Source organism: Colwellia sp. 1_MG-2023 (assembly GCF_030546755.1).
Lineage (GTDB): Bacteria > Pseudomonadota > Gammaproteobacteria > Enterobacterales > Alteromonadaceae > Thalassotalea_H.
Window position 1 is genome coordinate 121,183 of sequence record NZ_JAUOPE010000008.1, and the last position, 19,407, is coordinate 140,589.

General features: G+C 37.1%; 15 protein-coding genes and 1 tRNA gene. 10 read left to right on the forward strand and 6 right to left on the reverse strand.

Translation table 11 applies throughout. The features are described from left to right. Nucleotides 1-53: 53 nt before the first annotated feature. Both tgt and queA read right to left on the reverse strand, forming a co-directional pair. Complete coding sequence (tgt, locus tag Q4493_RS11030; protein ID WP_303452695.1) at nucleotides 54-1,187, reverse strand: tRNA guanosine(34) transglycosylase Tgt; 1,134 nt, start codon at nucleotides 1,185-1,187, stop codon at nucleotides 54-56. A gap of 84 nt (nucleotides 1,188-1,271) precedes the next feature. Continuing rightward, nucleotides 1,272-2,318, reverse strand: coding sequence for a tRNA preQ1(34) S-adenosylmethionine ribosyltransferase-isomerase QueA (queA, locus tag Q4493_RS11035; RefSeq protein WP_303452534.1), 1,047 nt, complete (start codon nucleotides 2,316-2,318; stop codon nucleotides 1,272-1,274). 199 nt (nucleotides 2,319-2,517) lie between these two features. Between queA and aceK the strand changes: the two genes are divergently transcribed. The 4 genes from aceK to rimI all read left to right on the forward strand — a co-directional run bounded on the left by aceK (nucleotide 2,518) and on the right by rimI (nucleotide 5,476). Next, on the forward strand, nucleotides 2,518-4,260 hold the full coding sequence (gene aceK, locus Q4493_RS11040) for a bifunctional isocitrate dehydrogenase kinase/phosphatase (protein ID WP_303452536.1): 1,743 nt from the start codon (nucleotides 2,518-2,520) through the stop codon (nucleotides 4,258-4,260). Between the two features lie 91 nt (nucleotides 4,261-4,351). Further along, nucleotides 4,352-4,428 (forward strand) — tRNA-Trp (locus Q4493_RS11045). 213 nt (nucleotides 4,429-4,641) lie between these two features. After that, nucleotides 4,642-5,022: a DNA polymerase III subunit psi gene (locus Q4493_RS11050; protein ID WP_303452538.1), complete on the forward strand. Its 381-nt coding sequence runs from the start codon at nucleotides 4,642-4,644 to the stop codon at nucleotides 5,020-5,022. Between the two features lie 7 nt (nucleotides 5,023-5,029). Continuing rightward, complete coding sequence (gene rimI / locus Q4493_RS11055; protein WP_303452540.1) at nucleotides 5,030-5,476, forward strand: ribosomal protein S18-alanine N-acetyltransferase; 447 nt, start codon at nucleotides 5,030-5,032, stop codon at nucleotides 5,474-5,476. A gap of 74 nt (nucleotides 5,477-5,550) precedes the next feature. Here the strand turns inward: rimI and Q4493_RS11060 are convergent, their stop codons facing one another. Beyond that, entirely contained in the window at nucleotides 5,551-6,807 is a 1,257-nt protein-coding gene (locus Q4493_RS11060) for a M56 family metallopeptidase (RefSeq protein WP_303452542.1), read from the reverse strand. Then, the gene (locus Q4493_RS11065; protein ID WP_303452544.1) at nucleotides 6,800-7,198 is read right to left on the reverse strand and encodes a BlaI/MecI/CopY family transcriptional regulator; all 399 of its coding nucleotides are present in this window, start codon (nucleotides 7,196-7,198) and stop codon (nucleotides 6,800-6,802) included. Before Q4493_RS11065 ends, Q4493_RS11060 begins: the two co-directional genes overlap by 8 nt. A 264-nt stretch (nucleotides 7,199-7,462) precedes the next feature. Between Q4493_RS11065 and prfC the strand changes: the two genes are divergently transcribed. From prfC to Q4493_RS11085, 4 genes are all read left to right on the forward strand, one after another. Beyond that, entirely contained in the window at nucleotides 7,463-9,043 is a 1,581-nt protein-coding gene (prfC, locus tag Q4493_RS11070) for a peptide chain release factor 3 (RefSeq protein WP_303452546.1), read from the forward strand. A gap of 205 nt (nucleotides 9,044-9,248) precedes the next feature. Continuing rightward, nucleotides 9,249-11,003, forward strand: coding sequence for an arginine--tRNA ligase (gene argS, locus Q4493_RS11075; RefSeq protein WP_303452548.1), 1,755 nt, complete (start codon nucleotides 9,249-9,251; stop codon nucleotides 11,001-11,003). Nucleotides 11,004-11,128: 125 nt separating this feature from the next. Then, entirely contained in the window at nucleotides 11,129-12,247 is a 1,119-nt protein-coding gene (locus tag Q4493_RS11080; RefSeq protein ID WP_303452551.1) for an HDOD domain-containing protein, read from the forward strand. Between the two features lie 97 nt (nucleotides 12,248-12,344). Next, a complete protein-coding gene (locus Q4493_RS11085) occupies nucleotides 12,345-13,133 on the forward strand; it encodes a TatD family hydrolase (protein WP_303452553.1) in 789 nt (262 codons plus the stop codon). Here Q4493_RS11085 and Q4493_RS11090 read toward each other — a convergent pair whose 3' ends face one another. Beyond that, entirely contained in the window at nucleotides 13,134-13,799 is a 666-nt protein-coding gene (locus tag Q4493_RS11090) for an AhpA/YtjB family protein (protein WP_303452554.1), read from the reverse strand. Between the two features lie 129 nt (nucleotides 13,800-13,928). On the opposite strand from Q4493_RS11090, the gene serB reads away from it, so the two are divergent. Then, nucleotides 13,929-14,990 carry a phosphoserine phosphatase SerB gene (gene serB, locus Q4493_RS11095; protein ID WP_303452556.1) on the forward strand — a complete coding sequence of 354 codons (1,062 nt, stop codon included), beginning with the start codon at nucleotides 13,929-13,931 and terminating at the stop codon, nucleotides 14,988-14,990. Nucleotides 14,991-15,179: 189 nt separating this feature from the next. Here serB and Q4493_RS11100 read toward each other — a convergent pair whose 3' ends face one another. Continuing rightward, the gene (locus Q4493_RS11100; protein WP_303452558.1) at nucleotides 15,180-17,633 is read right to left on the reverse strand and encodes a PilZ domain-containing protein; all 2,454 of its coding nucleotides are present in this window, start codon (nucleotides 17,631-17,633) and stop codon (nucleotides 15,180-15,182) included. A 284-nt stretch (nucleotides 17,634-17,917) separates the two neighbouring features. Between Q4493_RS11100 and radA the strand changes: the two genes are divergently transcribed. After that, nucleotides 17,918-19,279 (forward strand): DNA repair protein RadA, encoded by a 1,362-nt coding sequence (radA, locus tag Q4493_RS11105; protein ID WP_303452560.1) that lies wholly within the window; start codon nucleotides 17,918-17,920, stop codon nucleotides 19,277-19,279. The last annotated feature ends 128 nt before the right edge of the window (nucleotides 19,280-19,407 follow it).

A 19,407-nucleotide genomic window follows, 5' to 3' on the forward strand; every position in this document is an offset into this window, starting at 1 on the left:
TATTAAATGATAATTTTTATTGTAAATTGGTCATTTTCACAACCAATTAATCGTTAAACTTGTTCACTTCCTGGCGCTAAAGGAGGCACAGGTAAATCACGTAACGCATAAAATGCTTCGACATATTCAGTTAACTTACCTTGCTCAATAGCATCACGCAATTCTTTCATAATACGCTGATAAAAACGTAAATTATGTAAGGTGTTCAATTGCGACCCTAAAATTTCATTACACTTATCTAAATGATGTAAATAAGCTCGTGAATAATTTTTACAGGTATAACAATCACATTCTGCATCTAAAGGGCTAGTATCCGTTTTATGTCGTGCATTACGGATTTTTAATACGCCGTTGGTGACAAATAAATGTCCATTACGGGCATTTCGTGTTGGCATCACACAATCGAACATGTCGATACCGCGACGCACACCTTCTACTAAATCTTCAGGTTTACCTACTCCCATGAGATATCGGGGCTTATTTTCAGGGATCAAGGGGGTGGTATGATCTAAAATTCTAACCATATCCTCTTTTGGCTCGCCTACTGACAAACCACCAATTGCATAACCATCAAAATCAATAGCTTTTAAGCCTTCCACTGAAATTTCACGTAAATCCTCATACATTCCGCCTTGCACTATGCCAAATAACGCATTCGGGTTTTCTTGGTGAGCATCTTTAGAACGCTGCGCCCAACGTAATGAAAGCTCCATAGAGTCTTTTGATTCTTGGTGAGTAGCAGGGTAAGGCGTACATTCGTCAAATATCATCACAATATCTGATCCCAGTTTTCGCTGAACTTCCATAGAACGTTCAGGCGTTAGCATAATTTTTTCGCCGTTAACCGGAGAGCTAAATTTCACACCTTCTTCGGTGATTTTACGCATTTTACCTAAGCTAAAAACTTGAAAACCGCCAGAGTCAGTTAAAATAGGTTTATTCCAATTAATAAACTCATGTAAACCGCCATGCTGTTCAACAATATCAGTACCAGGGCGAAGCATTAAATGGAAAGTATTGCCTAAGATAATTTCAGCGCCAATATCTTCCACTTCTTCAGTTTTCATTCCTTTAACCGTGCCATAAGTACCAACGGGCATAAAGGCTGGTGTTTCAACAGTGCCACGAGCAAAGGTTAAACGCCCTCTTCTCGCTTTACCGTCTTTGTTAATTAAATCAAACTTCATTGCTTTAACGGGTGATTTTTCTGTCATATTAAATTCCTCAACCAACTAGCGAAACAGGCCAGCGGTTTAGTTTCATCGCATCAATTAGTTCGTTTTTTTGGTTAGCAGCATGGCATCACCATAACTAAAGAAACGATATTTTTCGGCAACAGCATGTTGATAAGCTGTCATGATATTTTCGTAGCCAGCAAACGCGCTCACTAACATTAATAAGGTTGATTCGGATAAATGGAAATTGGTAATTAAGGCGTCGACCACTTCAAATTGGTAACCTGGCGTAATAAATATATCTGTATCACCATAAAATTCTTGCAGTGGTTGGCCTTTTTTAATTGACGCTTTAGCCGCACTTTCAAGAGATCGAACTGAAGTGGTACCAACCGCAATAACACGGTTTCCATTGGCTTTAGTTTCAGCTATTTGTTCGACTACTTCTGCGGGTACCTCAACATACTCAGCGTGCATAATATGATCGGCAATCTCATCAACACGAACCGGTTGGAAAGTACCGGCTCCTACATGTAAAGTGACAAAAGCAAAATTAACGCCTTTATCGCTGAGCTTAGCTAACAAAGCATCATCAAAATGTAAACCGGCTGTTGGCGCCGCAACAGCGCCTGGCTTTTCATTATAAACGGTTTGATAACGCTCTTTATCGCTCTCTTCGTCGGGACGATCAATATAAGGAGGTAAAGGCATGTGGCCAACTTCTTCAAGCACTTGTAAAACAGTGTCTTGCGAATGAATTTCACATTCAAATAAAGCGCCATGCCTTGCCACCATAGTGGCATTGACTTTATTTTCAAGCAGTAACTTGCTGTTCACTTTCGGCGATTTACTCGCGCGAATATGAGCTAAAAAACGCTTATCATCAAGCAGACGCTCAACCAAGACCTCAACTTTTCCACCACTTTCTTTTTGACCAAATAAGCGCGCTGGGATCACTCTAGTATTATTAAATACCAATAAATCACCTTGATTTACTTGGTTTAATATTTCAGTAAAGGTTGAGTCAGTAATTTCACCACTATTACCATCAAGAGTCATCAAACGACTCGATGATCTATTTTCTTTGGGGTAACGAGCAATAAGCTCTTCGGGTAAATTGAAGGAAAAGTCGGCAACACGCATGATATTTTAAGAATATTTACTCAGTGAAAAACCGCGTAATTTTAGAGATCATAGCAACGAATAGCAAGTAAAACCGCGTGAACGACTTTACTTATGGTATTAATTATCACTGAGCTAAATGTTGGCCATTGATATAAAATATCTGCCTTAGCCGTGTTTGTATCGTATGCTGAATAAAAGTTCTTCATGATGCTGTGCTATGAATGATTATAATTTAACGCAAACCTATGCTATTGCGAAAACCATTTTGAATGGATTTGAGCGCCATATTTTTTTATTTACAGCCATCACGCGTTCAGCAAAAGAGCGCTTTGAAAAATGCCAATGGCAAGCCATTCATAAAGCCGCAAAAGATCGAACCGACTACTTTGATAAACGTGTCACAGAAACCCTAAGTACGATAAAAAAAGATTTTGGTATTGAGCTGTTAGACAAACAACTTTGGCAAAACATCAAAACTTGTTATGTCGAACTACTCTTACACCACCCACAAGCTGAGTTAGCAGAAAGCTTTTATAATTCAGTATTTTGCCATTTATTTGAACGAAAATATTATCATAATGACTTTATTTTCGTACAAGCAAGCGACTTAACTGAACAACAAATCTCTGCTGCGCAAATTTATACTCGCTACCCTCTTGCAGAGAAAGGATTAAGTAAAACGATTACTCATATCATTAGAAACGCGAGTTTTTCCGCACGATTTACTCACCCTAAAAAAGAGTTTAGTGCATTAGTGCGGGCCTTTATCAAAAAGCCCCAATTAGCCAAGTTTCCTCTTGAGGCACTAAAGCTCGATATTCTCAATTTTACTTTTTATCGCAATAAAGGTGCGTATATTATCGGCCGTGTGATTTCTCCTGACGGTGAAACACCTTTTATTGTCGCCATAGTCAATGACGAGAAAACAGGCCTTCACCTAGATGCATTACTAACAGAGCCAGAAAATATGGCGGTAGTGTTTGGTTTTGCCCGATCCTATTTTTTTGTAGATTGTTTATACCCACAAGCCCTAGTTAGCTTTTTACAAGGCTTAATACCGCATAAAACCAGAGCAGATTTATACTCCGCCATTGGCTTTCATAAACAAGGGAAAACGCAATTTTATCGCGACTTTTTGCATCATTTAGCTAGCAGTGACGATCAATTTCAATTAGCTGACGGTATCAAAGGCATGGTGATGTCAGTTTTCACCTTACCTTCTTACCCCTACGTATTTAAAATTATTAAAGACAAGTTCGCGCCTAGTAAGAAGATGACGAAATCAGACGTCAAAGCAAAATATCGCTTAGTGAAATTACACGACAGAGTTGGACGAATGGCTGATACTATGGAGTATTCTGAAGTTGCCTTTCCTAAAGCGCGCTTTTCTCAAATATTACTAGATGAGCTGATGCAAGTAGCGCCTTCAATTATCCGCTTTGAAGATGAACTTATTATCATTCAACACTTATATATAGAGCGCAGAATGACACCATTAAACATATATTTAGCCGATGCTAGCGATGAAGAAATCGATGAAGCTATGTTTGGTTACGGGGAAGCAATCAAACAACTCATTGCGGCAGATATATTTCCCGGAGACATGTTATTAAAAAACTTCGGTGTTACGCGTCATGGCAGAGTAATATTTTATGATTATGATGAAATCACTTACATGAATGAAGTCAATTTCAGGGTGATTCCAGAAGCGGTTACCGAAGAACAAATTTTTGCTGCAGAGCCATGGTACTCGGTCGCCCCTGGCGATGTTTTTCCTGAAGAACTAGCAACCTTTGCCTTAGCAAACCCTAAATATCGCAAAGCATTTTTAAAACATCACAGTGAATTACTCGATGCTAACTATTGGCAAAAGCACCAACAAAATATTGCTCAGGGAGTCATTGAGAATGTTTATCCCTACCCTAAAGAGTTAAAATTAAGCCAAAACGAGTTAAGTTAAGGCAAATTGCATATTTATTAGCCGAACAGTATAAAATTATTATTTAGCGCTTTACCTTTGTAATTGCTTGGGTATAATTCGTCTCCGTTGCAGGGGTGTAGTTCCAATTGGTAGAACAGCGGTCTCCAAAACCGACGGTTGGGAGTTCGAATCTCTCCACCCCTGCCATTTCTTTTCCAATTCTCGTGTTATCTACTTATATATTCTTAGTAAATTTTTATAGATCAAATACATAAATTTGTCAGTTTAGAGCCCTTTTTAACGCTTTAATCAAGATGATTTAATCAACATAGATCGCAGAGTTCAAATACCGCTTAACAAGTAGCTTTTTGCTATTTATACTGCGATGATAGCCAAACTAATTTTAAAGACAGAGTGCTAATGACTATCACCACAAGACAATTCAATCACTTAAAAGCGATGGGCATTACCTTGTGGCAGCGTAAAAATCTTGAGCAGCCTTCAAGTGAAGATCACAAAACGCCGGTTAATAATATCACCGGAGATTTTTCTGCCAATGAAATTAACAATCTACAAATATTTCAAGATATTTTACAAGCACTTTCTATCGAGTCTGCTGATATATCCTGGCAACAGTCGCACCTCGACTTAGGCTTATTTAATTGGCAATTTACTGATAACACTAATATTAGTTATGACAAAAAGGTACTCATAACACCAAGTCTCGATAAAATTGCTCAATCATCAGCCATTAAGAAACAACTTTGGCAAACCATTATTCAACATAACTTAAATACTTAAGAACGCTATGTCGCTCACATTTTCACCTATTACCCTAAACGATGTTGGCTCATTAATGCCGATAGAAAACGATTGCCATTCTCACCCATGGAGTGAAAAAACCTTTCAAAGCTGCATTGGTGGACGTTACTTTGGTTATTATCTTAAAGATAACTCAAACAATATTACTGGCTTTTATGTAGGCGAGTATATTCTGGGTGAAGCAACGCTGATGGATATCTGTATTGCACCAAAATTTCAAGGCAATGGCTACGGCAAACATTTACTTGAACATTATCATCACCAAGCTAAATTATTGGGTGCTGAAAAATGGTTACTTGAGGTACGAGCAAAAAATATCTCAGCGTTAATGATGTACATTAATAATGGCTATACTGAAATTGCTCGAAGAACCGGCTATTATCCAAGCGCCATAGGCTATGAAGACGCCATCGTGATGCAAAAGTCGTTGTAAATTCATCATGAGTTATTTATAGAGATGAAAAAAAAGCTTATCAAAATGAAAAGCTTTTTAGTGGAAGAATATAACTACTGAGTCACTTTAATTTTTTCAATAAGATTAACATCTTTGAAAGTCGATTCAGGACTCATTCTAAAATCAAGCTGCACTAGTTGGTTTTTATGATAATCACCAGTTGCATCATATTTCCATTGTTTCAATGCTGTTATTGCCACACGATCAAAAACATAAGCAGGAACACCATCCATTACTTCAACATTTTTCACTTCTCCTTCCCCGTTTATATCAAACTTCAAAACCACAGCACCTTCAATTTCCTCTTCTACAGCTTTTAGCGGGTATTTAGGTTCAACACGATAAGTTGGCATGGCTTCTTTTTTAACGGCAGGCGGTGTCCTGTGTTTCTGTGTGCTGTTGCCATCACCAATATTGCCAGCATAACTTAGCCCAGACAATAGCGTGACAGATAATACTGACGCTAATGCTAAACTCACTTTTGATGCTTGTGTATGCGTTTTTATATGTTTTATACGTTCAAACATGATCTCTTTATCTCCATATTTCTTAAAGGAAAGTTGAGCAAAAGCAAGAGGTGGCGTTGTTTCTGCCGCCACAAGCAGTGCTCGACTATAATTGATCCTGCTTGCAGATTGTTTTCGCGCCAAAACAATTTGATCACAGGAAAGTTCTTGATCTCGGCGAAAGCGAAAGTACGCCAACCAAACCAAGGGCTGAAACCAAAATAACGCTAATAATACAAAGGCTATTAAGTTCCAATAAATGTCATTGCGATCAAAATGACAAATTTCGTGTTCCAGAATTAATGTTTGCTGCTCTTCGTTATACAAAGCAGTAAATTCTTCCGGTAATAATAATTTTTGATTGAAAACACCAACAATCATTGGGCTATAAGTGTGTGCACTTTGAAACACAGATAGTTTTTCAGGTAGCTTAATCGGTAAAGTATCCGCATCAAATTTAACGAAGGTTGTTTTTCGTAAAAACTGTAAATGTGAGACTAACCAGTAAACTATCATCAGCGAGGAGATTAACACCCAACAAGCGATTAACCATTCAACAGTAAATTGTTGTTGTAACGTTTGCGTGGGTAGCACAATAAATTGCTGTATTTTTGCATCGGCAAATTGAGAGTTATGAAACCAAGTGATTGGTAAACTATATAAGGACAATCCTAAAGGTACATATATCCATAAGAAATAGACTTTTTTGGGCCCTAATTTTCTTAACAACAAGCGATGAGATAGTAAAATTATCGATAAAATAATCGTCAACGGAGCTAACCAGCTAATGAGTAAATCAATCATTTTCTTCCCTCTTATTTTCTTGCTCCCAAGAAGAAATAATTTGTTTTAACTCTTCAATATCGTCTTTTTCTAAATGCTTATTTTTCGCAAAACTTGCAATTAATGGTGAAACTCTGCCACTAAACATGCGTTCAATAAGGCTTTGACTTTCAGAGTGTGTATAGGCTTCGCGCTCTACTAATGGGTAATAAAAGTAGCGTCGTTGCTCTTGTTCAAAACTAATCGCAGCTTTTTTTACTAAACGATTTAACAAAGTTTTAACGGTTTTATCATGCCATTGTTTTTTTTGGTTTAATCGTTCAATAATTTCATTTGCAGTCGCTGGATGCTTTTGCCATAGCACCTCAAGCACTTCAAACTCTGCAATGCTAATATCTACACTTTTTTCCATTTTCTTTGCCTTGTGATTACTCATCTTGAATTGAACCATTCAAAATAAAAAACTACCTATTCCAACAATGATTACAAATGTAATCACCAATAAAGAATTACACTTGTAATCAATATTGTCAAATTATTATTGGTTTAAATTAAAATGGATAAAAAAAAATTAAGTGAATCTACAGATTATTGCTGCCTTAAACACTTGTTTTCGATATAATGTTGCGCTTTAAAAATTCGCTAATCGTTCATTATTTTAAAACAGGTATTTTGCATGTCGCTACAACAGCAGGAAGTCGACCTAAGACGCACCTTTGCTATTATCTCGCATCCCGATGCAGGTAAAACCACTATCACTGAAAAAGTATTACTTTTCGGTCAAGCTTTACAAAAAGCAGGCACAGTAAAAGGTAAAAAATCAGGCCAACATGCAAAATCAGACTGGATGGAAATGGAAAAAGATCGTGGTATTTCAATTACCACGTCGGTTATGCAATTTCCGTATGCAGACTGTCTTGTTAACCTGTTAGATACTCCTGGTCATGAAGATTTCTCAGAAGATACTTACCGAACGCTTACCGCCGTTGACTCTTGCTTAATGGTAATTGATGTAGCAAAAGGTGTTGAAGCCAGAACCATTAAATTAATGGAAGTTACTCGTTTAAGAGATACGCCCATCATTACTTTTATGAATAAAATGGATCGTGATGTGCGCGATCCAATGGAAGTAATGGACGAAGTAGAAGATGTTTTAAAAATAAAATGTGCTCCTATTACTTGGCCGATCGGCATGGGGAAAGAATTTAAAGGCGTTTATAACATTTTAACTGACGAAACGTTTCTGTATCAATCAGGACAAGGTCACACCATACAAGAAAAACGCGTAATTAAAGGTTTAGATAACCCAGAGCTTGATAGCGCCATAGGCCATTATGCTGATGACTTACGTGAAGAATTAGAACTGGTGGTTGGTGCCTCTCATGAATTTGATTTAGATGAATTTTTAGCCGGCGAATTAACTCCAGTATTTTTTGGTACCGCATTAGGTAACTTCGGCGTTGACCATATGCTTGACGGCTTAACTAAATGGGCACCAAAACCATTACCTAGACAAACAGATACTCGCGAAGTATTAGCCACTGAAGAAAAGTTCTCAGGTTTTGTCTTTAAAATTCAAGCAAACATGGATCCGAAACATCGTGACCGTATCGCATTTATGCGAATTTGCTCGGGTAAATACGAGAAAGGCATGAAAATGCGCCAAGTGCGCATTGGTAAAGATGTAAAAATTGCCGATGCCGTTACTTTTATGGCAGGCGATCGCTCAAACGTAGAGCAAGCCTTTGCCGGTGATATCATAGGTTTGCATAACCACGGCAGTATTCAAATTGGTGATACGTTTACCGCTGGTGAAGAGATGAAATTTAGCGGTATTCCAAACTTTGCACCAGAAATGTTCCGTCGTATACGTTTACGCGATCCATTAAAAGCGAAACAATTGCAAAAAGGGTTAATTCAGCTTTCAGAAGAAGGCGCGGTACAAGTCTTTAGACCTTTAATGAACAACGACATGATTGTTGGCGCGGTTGGTGTGCTGCAATTTGAAGTAGTCGTGCAACGTTTAAAAACAGAATATAACGTTGATGCGATTTATGAGCCAATTAGCGTGGCAACAGCACGTTGGTGTACTTGTGATGATGAACGTACGTTAGAGCAATTTCAGAAAAAAGCGTTTGATAATTTAGCGTTAGATGGTGGTGATAATTTAACTTATATTGCACCAACGATGGTTAATTTGAATTTGGCTCAAGAGCGTCATCCGGATATACAATTCCATCAAACCCGAGAGCATTAATTTTGGCGGCATATATTTCGTTGTAGTTGCATTGTTTTAGCTTTTTCATTTGTCACTTAGTACACTAAGCTCCTCATGAAAAAGCTCAACGGCTTTACTAAAACTCATCTATATTATTGCCAAAAACGTCTATTAAAATAGCTAAAACAGCTTTATAAAGATTATTTAGGTCAGGTTTTACCTGATCACAAAAAGAGTTAAATAAATGAATATTAAACAACTACTTTCAGAAAAAGTGCTAGCAGCCATGGTTGCGGCCGGTTTACCAGAAAATACTAACCCTGCATTAAGTATTTCCAACCGTGCTAATTTTGGTGATTATCAAGCAAACGGTGTCATGGGCGCGGCTAAAAAGCTTAAAACTAATCCTCGTGAATTAGCCAGTAAAGTAGTTGAACATTTAAACCTAGATGGTATTGCTGAAAAGGTTGAACTTGCAGGCCCAGGTTTTATTAATATTCACTTAGACCAAGCGTGGTTAGCAACTCAATTAACTGCCATTGCAAACGATGAAAAATTAGGTGTCTCACAACGTATCACAGGTACGGATGATAAACCTCAAAATGTAGTGGTTGATTACTCAGCACCAAACCTTGCTAAAGAAATGCACGTGGGGCATTTACGCTCAACCATTATTGGTGATGCAGTAGTGCGTGCCCTTGAGTTTCGTGGCGACAAAGTGATTCGTCAAAACCATATGGGTGATTGGGGCACACAATTTGGCATGTTATTGGCGCATTTGAGCGACAAGTTACAAGCCAATGAAGTGGCTGAAACGGCGCTTGCCGACTTAGAAAATTTTTATCGTGAAGCAAAAATTCGCTTTGACGAAGAAGAAGGTTTTGCCGATAGAGCACGTAATTACGTGGTTAAACTACAAAGTGGTGATGCCGATTGTGCCGTGTTATGGCAACAGTTTATAGATATTTCTATTGCACACAGCGAAGAAATTTATCACAAGTTGAATGTAACGTTAACCCGTGACGATATTATGGGTGAAAGCGCCTATAACCCTGATCTTCCTAAAGTCATTGATGAGTTATTAGCAAAAGAAATCGCGGTAGAAGACCAAGGTGCAAGAGTTGTTTTTATTGACGAAATGGCGAATAAAGATGGCGAGCCTTCGGTATTTATCGTGCAAAAATCTGGCGGCGGTTATTTATACGCGACAACCGATTTATCAGCTTGTCGCTACCGTAGCGGGCAATTAAATGCCGATCGCATCATTATTTTCACTGATGCTCGTCAAGCGCTACATTTCAAACAAGTAGAAATTGTTGCCCGTAAAGCTGGCTTTTTACCAGAACATGTTGGTTATGATCATTGCCCATTTGGCATGATGATGGGCGATGACGGTAAACCATTTAAAACACGCACTGGTGGTACAATCAAATTAGCAGAGTTATTAGACGAAGCGGTTGTTCGTGCCAAAGAAGTAATCGCAGAGAAAAATCCTGATTATTCTGATGAAAAACTTACCGAAGTAGCGCAAAAAGTTGGTATCGGCGCAGTTAAATTTGCCGATTTATCAAAAAACAGAACCAGTGATTATATCTTCAACTGGAAAACAATGCTGAGCTTTGAAGGCGCAACCGCTCCTTATTTACAATACGCATATTCACGTATTCAAAGCATTTTCTCTAAAGCTGAGGTGAACCTTCAAGAATTTGATCAGCATTTTGCGATTGTGGAACCACAAGAAAAAGCTTTAGCATTAAAGCTATTACAGTTAGAAGATGTCATCGATGCAGTAATCAATGAATGTACACCAAATTTATTATGTAATTATCTTTATGAATTAGCGAGTTTATACATGAGCTTTTATGAAGCCTGCCCAATTCTAAAAGACGGTATTGATGAACACGTAAAACAATCGCGTTTAGCCTTATGTGCACAAATATCAAAAACCCTCAAACAAGGGTTAGATATTTTAGGTATTGAAGTAATGGAACGCATGTAAGTTTATTTCATTAAATTAATACCCTAATCAGGTATTGCTTGCCAACAGAGAACAAGCACAATAACTTAATAAACTTAGTATTAGGTTTGAACTAATGATAGATAGTTCATAGTGAAGGAATTTTAATGAAAGTTTTGCTAATTGATAATAAGAGTAAATCATTAACTCATCTCAATGATTTACTCAAACAGCAACTTTGTCAGACCGCCAGTGTCACTGAGCCACTTACAGGTTTAAAACTGCTACAAAAACATAACTTTAATGTTGTGATCGTTGCTGACGATATTAGTAAAACGACTGTTGTTAACTTATTAAAAGCTATCACAATTAAATTTCCCAAGCTTATTCGCATAGCCCATGTAAGCAAACCTATTGCTAAAGTTAACCACTATGCGCATTATGTTTTTACTTCGCCAGTTGAGCCTATTAGCGTTATTAATACCGTGTTATCTTTTCAAGGCAATCATAAAAAAATAACCAAAGATATTATTGTAAAATCAGTCGCTAAAGTTAAAGCATTACCTAGTCCACCTAAAGTGTATTTACAACTGAATGCTATCTTAAAAAATGCGAATACTGATTCGGACAAAATTGCCGATATTATTACGCAAGATCCGGCATTAGCAGCGAAAGTCATTCAAACGGCAAATAATATTTTTGGACAAAGTGATAAACCGTTATCGTCAATTGCAGAAGCGATCACCAAACTTGGTGTTGATACGTTAAGTTGTATTGTGATGACGGCAGAGATGTTTTCTTATCAACCAGACATTCCCAATTTCTCCTTAATTGACGAGCAGGCACATTGCTTGGCAACAGCTCGATTTGCTGCATCTCTAGTCTCGTCAGAGCTAAAACAAGACACCCTCTTAGCTGGCTTATTACACGATATTGGCAAGTTAGTATTATTTGAAATTGATATGGCACTCACGTTAAAGTTTTTCGCTAATGATGCTAGAACGTCAGATGCAATTGAGTTAGAAGAGAAGATTTTTTCTACGGATCATACTCAAATTGGCGCTTACCTATTACATACGTGGAGTTTTCCATATTATCTGATTGATGCGGTTCTCAACCATCATCAACCCAAAAAACTGTTAGGTAAGCAACTAGGAATAAGCCAAGCGGTATACCTTGCCAATTGTTTATTAGAAGAAAAAGATGTTGATAATGAGTTTTTACAACACTTTAACTTAACGGAAAAAATTGAACAATTAAAACAAAAAGCGCTAAGGTTTAAATAACCCAATTATTCATTTCGCGATTACCAATCGCGATGCTTAACCTAAGATTATCGAACTTGGTTTTGCGTGGTTTTGCACGGTTTTATAGGGAAAAGTAATGAAGTACTTTACTGATAGTCATTGCCACATTGATTTCCCCGCGTTTGATGAAAATCGACAACAAATTTTATCACAATGCTATGATGCGAATATTCACAAAATCATCATCCCTGCCGTTTCGCCATCAACATGGCAGTCGGCACTAAACCTTGCTAAAAGTAATCAATCATCTTGTCAGCTTTTTCCCTGTTTAGGTATTCACCCTTGGTATTTAAACGGGCTAACTCAAGATCACTTAGTACAATTAGATGAAACCATAGCGAGCAATAGACAACAACTCATTGCGATTGGCGAAACAGGTTTAGATGGCGTAATTGCCAAAGAGCAAAATAATTTAGCTTTACAGCAATATTTTTTTGAATTTCATCTTGAGATGGCCAATAAATATGATTTACCTACCATCATTCATCACCGCCGCACACATCAAGAAACAGTCAAACAATTAAAATTAACACCGGTAAAAAAGGCCGGCATCATTCATGCCTTTTCAGGAAGTTATCAGCAAGGTAAGGCATATATTGATTTAGGCTTTAAATTAGGAATCGGCGGAACCATTACTTACCCTAGAGCAGAAAAAACGATAAAAGCGGTTAAGCGATTTCCCGTTGATGCCTTGGTATTGGAAACCGATGCGCCTGCTATGCCATTATTTGGTATGCAAGGTAAAAACAACAGCCCGCTTAATTTATTGATTATTTTTGATAAGCTAGCGGAAATTCGCGATGAGTCAAAGCAACAATTAGCAGAAAGTATTGAAAATAATATTCGTGAGTTATTTAAGTGTTAATTAACGCAAACGAAAGCCTTGACGACTAAAGCGATTTAACCCTCGAGTTAAAAAGAAGCCAACAACCACAGCTAAAATCATCATTAAACGAACCAAATCATAATGTTCAGCGGCTTGAGCTTCAATTTCTTTAGTTAATGAATGATTAGCGACCGTGAATCTAATATATCCCTCTAATGTGCTGATATTAACGTTTTGATCATCACTCGCGTGGTCACTTCCCTCTTGAACACTAACCTCTCGAATAAAGGTTGAATATTTATCGCTACGGTCTGCCTTGTTCGATGAAATGCCATATAAATCATTTATCGTTGAGTATTCTTGTGAAGCAATAAGTAACATGCCGGTTTTATCATAAAAACTAAGCTCTTTTATCCATGGAGCTTTGGCAATATCATCAAAGTAGTGCTGTATATTTTTGCGTTCATTAGCATCGTCGCTTTGTAAAAATATTTGCGTAGCGCTAGTGATCTGCATTAAATATTGCTGGCTGATCTGATTAAAGTGTTTAGTGGTTGATTGCTGATTATTGCCATAACTAAACACCCAAAGATTCATTAACACAATGATCAAAAAAATAGCTATAGCTAATTGCATTATTTTATTATAAATCGGCGATATTTTAGGGTATAAAGGCTGTTCGGTATGTGTCGTCAATTGTGTCATTGCACCGTATTAAACTTCCAACTTACTTAACACTATAGAATGTTCTGTTGGACTTTTAAATATCAGCTGATAATAAAATTAATTTTCGGCTGATAAATTCTACTTTCTAACTATAAATAAGGCTTAATTGTGTCAATTGCTGTTAACGAAATTTCATTAAATCATCTTAAAACTCAAACCTTGGCTGACTATATTTCGATAACGCAACAGTCTGATATTTTTCCAATCACTTGCCAATTAACTGAAACAACATTCATTCTTGCCCAGCATTGCCAAGTTAATAGCAACGAATACAAAGCTTCAAGCCTTGCTACATTACCGACGATATCTGAAATAGAACTAGTACTCTTTAGCGAAACAAGTTTTCAACAATTATTAACGATAACTAAGCAATGTCAGCTTGAAATAAACGCTATTACCGCGATAAATCACCGTAATGCTTTAGTCAGTTATCGTTTTTCGGTGCAATGTAAAAACCTCGATGAATCAAAAGCACAACTAGCTAATATCGCATTAAGCGAAAAAATAGAGGCGGCATTAATTAAAAATGCTCCAAAGCTTGAACAAGCTGGGGTGTTAGTCATGGATATGGACTCAACCACTATTGAAATTGAATGTATTGACGAGATAGCAATGCTAGCAGGTGTCGGTGAAGAAGTTGCTGCGGTTACAGAGCAAGCCATGCAAGGGAATTTAGATTTTTCACAAAGTCTACACGAAAGAGTATCAAAGCTTGCCGGCTCTCCTGTAAGCATATTAGCAGAGGTCGCTAAAAACATTCCTTTAATGAATGGCTTAGAAACACTAATTGCAGAGCTTAAACAACATCAATGGCGTATTGCAATTGCATCTGGTGGTTTTACTTATTTTGCCGATCATTTAAAAGACATGCTTAATTTGGACGCGGCTCACGCCAATGTTTTAGAGATTGTAGATAACACCTTAACTGGTAAGGTACTTGGTGATGTAGTTGATGCTCAAGCAAAAGCAGATTGTTTATTATCATTGCAAAAACAATATCAATTACCATTTCAACAAACGGTTGCAATGGGTGATGGTGCAAACGATTTAGTGATGATGAATGCCGCTCACTTTGGCGTAGCTTTTCACGCAAAGCCAATTGTATTAAAACAAGCGGACAGTGCGATTAACTTTGCAGGGCTTGACTGTTTAATACATTGGTTAGCTTAATAAACTTTGGAAACACCACTTTAATTTATCTGTATTTTTAAATAAAAGGTTTGTGTAAGACAATTAAACTTACTTGTATGCACATCCGCAGTACAAATAAGTGTTAATGAGAAAATAGCCAGTAAAGTGATGACATTTTTTGGTGCGAATTTAAGCGTATTTATTTAAATACGCTAACTATCCAATCAATTATTTATCGATTAAATGATATCTGATCATCGCCTCTTGGGTAATATCAAAAACCTGAGCAACACCAGCAACGCTCCAAATATCTTGTTCTAGTTGTTTACCTCTATGTATCGCATAAGAGCTAATGTAGCTTAATTCAGGATTTAGATATTGCATATCAGGGTCATCAGTTCGAGAAACCACCACTTTCAAACAGAAAAATTCTCCACGTTTTAATGCATTACTAATAAATATTTTCTTTAACTTATCTGATTGCAATTCTGAATCAAGCTTAGTGGTAACCGCTTTATCCACCATTTCATTTTCTGGATTTATCGAAACATATAAAATATCTGCAAGAGGACTATCACCTGATTGCATTTTTTTTAAGGTCGAATTCATTAAACTGGTTGCTTGAAGATTATTCAACAACGGGTACAAGTTATAATGATGATTTCTATCACTTAATTGCTTACAGTATGAAAGAATTCGCGAGTTTTTATGATTGGTAGCAATGGTTTCTATTTTATAACGACTACCACTGGTTTGAATCATCAAAGCGACTGTTTGTAAACTAGCACTATAAATATTACGAAGCGCTTTCGCTAAACCAGGACTTAACATTGCGTATTCGTCTGGCGTCAATTTTTCACGATTTTTTTGAATTAATGCTTTAAAAAACGCACGGCCTATATGTTGGTGTTTTTCAACAAAGACACGCAAATTGATAATTGATTTTGAGCTATTAACCCGCATTACTTCATACGGAAGACTTTGCAGTTCAAACGATGAGGTAATTTTTTGTAATTGTGGGAAGGTAATATTAACAATATCACCTCGTTTTAAATTCGACGGCTTATCTAACTCTATTTTTAAGCCTGATGTAGAAAAGTCATGAGAAACCCCTGTCGAAATAACGCCATCAGAATCCACCGTGGCAGATGTTTTATAAACAAAACGAGGTTCTTGGCGTTGGTTATTATAATTAATGCCAACATCATCAACATCAGTACCGTCAGCTAGCCGCTTATGTCCAAAGTTTTTTAACTTACTCGTATTAATATTATCAAAAGGTAAAGTTTGATAAAACGCATGAATATTTTTATCGGTAATATTCAACACAGTAACAATCGAGGTTAACGTTGATAACGAATTTTTTACATCATCGGGCGTCGGCGTGTTTAAATATTCATCTTTTTTTGCCAAGGTGTTTGCTAAAGTCAGTGGCGAATCGGCAAGTTCACTATTCACAGCTAAATAACTAAGTTGTGATATGGCAAAACTTTCTTTTGATGCAGCAAAACCTAAAAATTGCCTCATAAATTCTGGATCTTCATCCAATTGAATATTATCGGCCGTATAAAAATACATCTTGCCTTGACTGACATGAATAAAGCTATAAACCAGTACCGACTTACCTAACATAGCCGCTTTTTTAATTCTTAAAAAACGGTCGGCGGTAATTAAAAAACTTAACGCAGATTGGCGTCTTTCATCTTGCCAATATTGATAAATATTTTGATTGTTATGGCACGTTAAGGCAAAGCGAGGGACAAGTTTGCCTTGTACATCTTCAATAAAAATAGGTAACTCATTAGATTTTGGTAAAGCAAACTGTTCAAAACTACGAGACTGTAAAGCCGAAATAGTATTATCTAAATTAATTTTATAACGTCGTTTATTGCCCTGAATATAGCCTTTTAAAAATTGTCTAAAACCATCTTTTTCTACCGAAGACGAGTAAACCCTACTAACACCCACCAGTTGTATCCCTTCAAGAATTTGAATATTGCGCACTTCATAGGTAAATTTTTCTTTTTTATCAAACTGAAACTCACCTTCTAATCCTGAAAATCTAAGGGTAATTAATTGTCGAATTTTAATGTTTTCAACAGAGTTAAAACGAAATTTACAGCCATTCACACTTATATCAGAACAAGTAGCTTCAACCATTTTATCTTCAGAAAAGTATACTTGCAGAGAAATAGCAAAGTTCATCCGTTCTTCAGCACGATTAAAATAAGGACCAAAGCTATACAATTGAGCAGGATATTGCGATTTGGCGAATACTTTAGCGGGCTTTGCTACTATATCAGGTGACTGAATTTGATTTTTTTCTTTTTGATAGATAACACGAAAGTTATTTTCAGTATTCATAACCGCTTCATACACACCAAAGGTATAAGCTTGATAATCAGAAAAGGCTTCTTCAAATACCCGAATAGCAACATCATCAAGGTAATGTGTTCTTTCTTCGTGCTCAAATGCGCGACATTCGCCGTCTACATGTCCTCTTAAATCGATCAATCGAGTACAAGGGTTTGCTAAGCGTTTCAATTCCATTTTTAACAAAAAACGTTCCGTTTTAGGAATTTTCTTTGTTACGGTAGCAAACTCAGTTTCAAAATCTTTTGATAATACTTTCCCTCGAAATTCATCGATAATGGATTGATATTTTGAAAAATTATTAGTCATTAACGCTTCTATTTATTTACAATAGTGGAAATAAAAAATGTTATATTTAGGGGCTGTTGATCTTTCGCGGTTAAATTTTGTTCGAAATAAAATCGTTTTAATCGCGGCGAGTAGTGTGTAGCCTAGTCATTCTAAGCAAATACTACCCAACAAAATGCTGCAAAAAAAATCTCGAAAGATCAACAGCCCCTAAGTTAAATCATTATAAATTGATTAACTTAAATGTTATATCATTATATTTTAGTTTAACTTTAAGCAAAATTCATACCCTTAAAAGGTCAAAGATGGCAAAAAACAAAACAGCATTTGTCTGTACTGACTGTGGAGCCGAGCATTCACGTTGGTTAGGTCAATGTAACGAATGTAAAGCTTGGAATACAATTTCTGAGTTTAGGCAGGCTAAAACACCAATAAGAGCCAGTAATTTATCTGGTTTCTCCGGAATGGTTGGCACAGAAGTTCAAACTCTTGACACTATTGACCTTGCCGAACTACCTAGATTTTCCGCTGGTTTTTCAGAATTCGACCGCGTACTTGGCGGCGGTATAGTACCTGGTAGTGCTATTTTAATTGGTGGCGAACCTGGCGCAGGTAAAAGTACATTACTACTGCAAACCATGTGTGCACTATCTGAACACATGTCTGCGTTATATATAACCGGTGAAGAATCATTACAACAAGTTGCCATGCGAGCGAAACGTTTAGGGTTAAAAGCCGATTCTTTAAAGTTACTGTCAGAAACTAGCGTTGAAAATATTTGTCATATCGCTGAAAAAGAAAAACCTAAAATTGTAGTTATCGATTCAATTCAAGTGATGCACATGGCGGATATTCAATCAGCGCCGGGTAGTGTTTCACAGGTAAGAGAAGCCGCGGCTTTCTTAACTCGCTTTGCCAAACAGCACCACGTAGCGATGATTTTAGTCGGTCATGTCACTAAAGACGGTAGCTTAGCGGGACCGAAAGTATTAGAACATTGTATTGACTGCTCTATTATGCTTGAAGGTAGCACTGACTCTCGTTATAGAACACTACGAGGTAATAAAAATCGCTTTGGTGCCGTTAACGAACTTGGCGTATTTGCCATGACTGGAACCGGGTTAAAAGAAGTGAAAAATCCCTCGGCAATCTTTTTATCTCGCGGCGAAGAAAACACTCCGGGCAGTATAGTCATGGTACTGTGGGAAGGAACTCGACCTTTATTGGTTGAAATTCAAGCACTTGTTGATCATTCCGCCTTAGGTAACCCAAGGCGAGTTGCCGTTGGCGCAGATCAAAATAGGCTGTCGATGTTATTAGCCATCTTACATCGTCATGGCGGCTTGCAAATGAACGACCAAGATGTGTTTGTTAACGTAGTTGGCGGTGTAAAAGTTGCTGAAACAAGTGTCGATTTGGCGTTGATCTTAGCTTTAGTGTCAAGTTTTCGAGATCGCGCTTTACCACAAGATCTAGTGGTATTTGGTGAAGTAGGTTTATCTGGAGAAATTCGCCCGGTACCAAGTGGCCAAGAACGAATTAATGAAGCGGCAAAGCATGGCTTTAAACGTGCCATTGTCCCATTCAATAATATGCCCAAAGAAGCAATAAAAGGCATGGAAGTGATAGGCGTTAAAAAGCTCAGTGAAGCTTTAGATGTCATCTAATAAACAATTTCTTAATCTAGATAGGTGGTCATTTTCAAACTATTCTTGACTGGTAATAAATGATTTTTATTACCAGTCAAAAATCATGCAGGTTAAATTATACCTTCAAAGTTTAATCGTCTTTAACT

What these genes read in the sequence shown, in the direction of transcription:
- Q4493_RS11080 (WP_303452551.1), top strand. Translation starts at nt 11,129, where the DNA reads ATGAAAGTTTTGCTAATTGATAATAAGAGTAAATCATTAACTCATCTC.
- aceK (WP_303452536.1), top strand. Translation starts at nt 2,518, where the DNA reads ATGAATGATTATAATTTAACGCAAACCTATGCTATTGCGAAAACCATT.
- Q4493_RS11100 (WP_303452558.1), bottom strand. Translation starts at nt 17,633, where the DNA reads ATGACTAATAATTTTTCAAAATATCAATCCATTATCGATGAATTTCGA.
- argS (WP_303452548.1), top strand. Translation starts at nt 9,249, where the DNA reads ATGAATATTAAACAACTACTTTCAGAAAAAGTGCTAGCAGCCATGGTT.
- prfC (WP_303452546.1), top strand. Translation starts at nt 7,463, where the DNA reads ATGTCGCTACAACAGCAGGAAGTCGACCTAAGACGCACCTTTGCTATT.
- queA (WP_303452534.1), bottom strand. Translation starts at nt 2,318, where the DNA reads ATGCGTGTTGCCGACTTTTCCTTCAATTTACCCGAAGAGCTTATTGCT.
- Q4493_RS11060 (WP_303452542.1), bottom strand. Translation starts at nt 6,807, where the DNA reads ATGATTGATTTACTCATTAGCTGGTTAGCTCCGTTGACGATTATTTTA.
- Q4493_RS11050 (WP_303452538.1), top strand. Translation starts at nt 4,642, where the DNA reads ATGACTATCACCACAAGACAATTCAATCACTTAAAAGCGATGGGCATT.
- rimI (WP_303452540.1), top strand. Translation starts at nt 5,030, where the DNA reads ATGTCGCTCACATTTTCACCTATTACCCTAAACGATGTTGGCTCATTA.
- tgt (WP_303452695.1), bottom strand. Translation starts at nt 1,187, where the DNA reads ATGAAGTTTGATTTAATTAACAAAGACGGTAAAGCGAGAAGAGGGCGT.
- Q4493_RS11065 (WP_303452544.1), bottom strand. Translation starts at nt 7,198, where the DNA reads ATGGAAAAAAGTGTAGATATTAGCATTGCAGAGTTTGAAGTGCTTGAG.
- radA (WP_303452560.1), top strand. Translation starts at nt 17,918, where the DNA reads ATGGCAAAAAACAAAACAGCATTTGTCTGTACTGACTGTGGAGCCGAG.
- Q4493_RS11090 (WP_303452554.1), bottom strand. Translation starts at nt 13,799, where the DNA reads ATGACACAATTGACGACACATACCGAACAGCCTTTATACCCTAAAATA.
- Q4493_RS11085 (WP_303452553.1), top strand. Translation starts at nt 12,345, where the DNA reads ATGAAGTACTTTACTGATAGTCATTGCCACATTGATTTCCCCGCGTTT.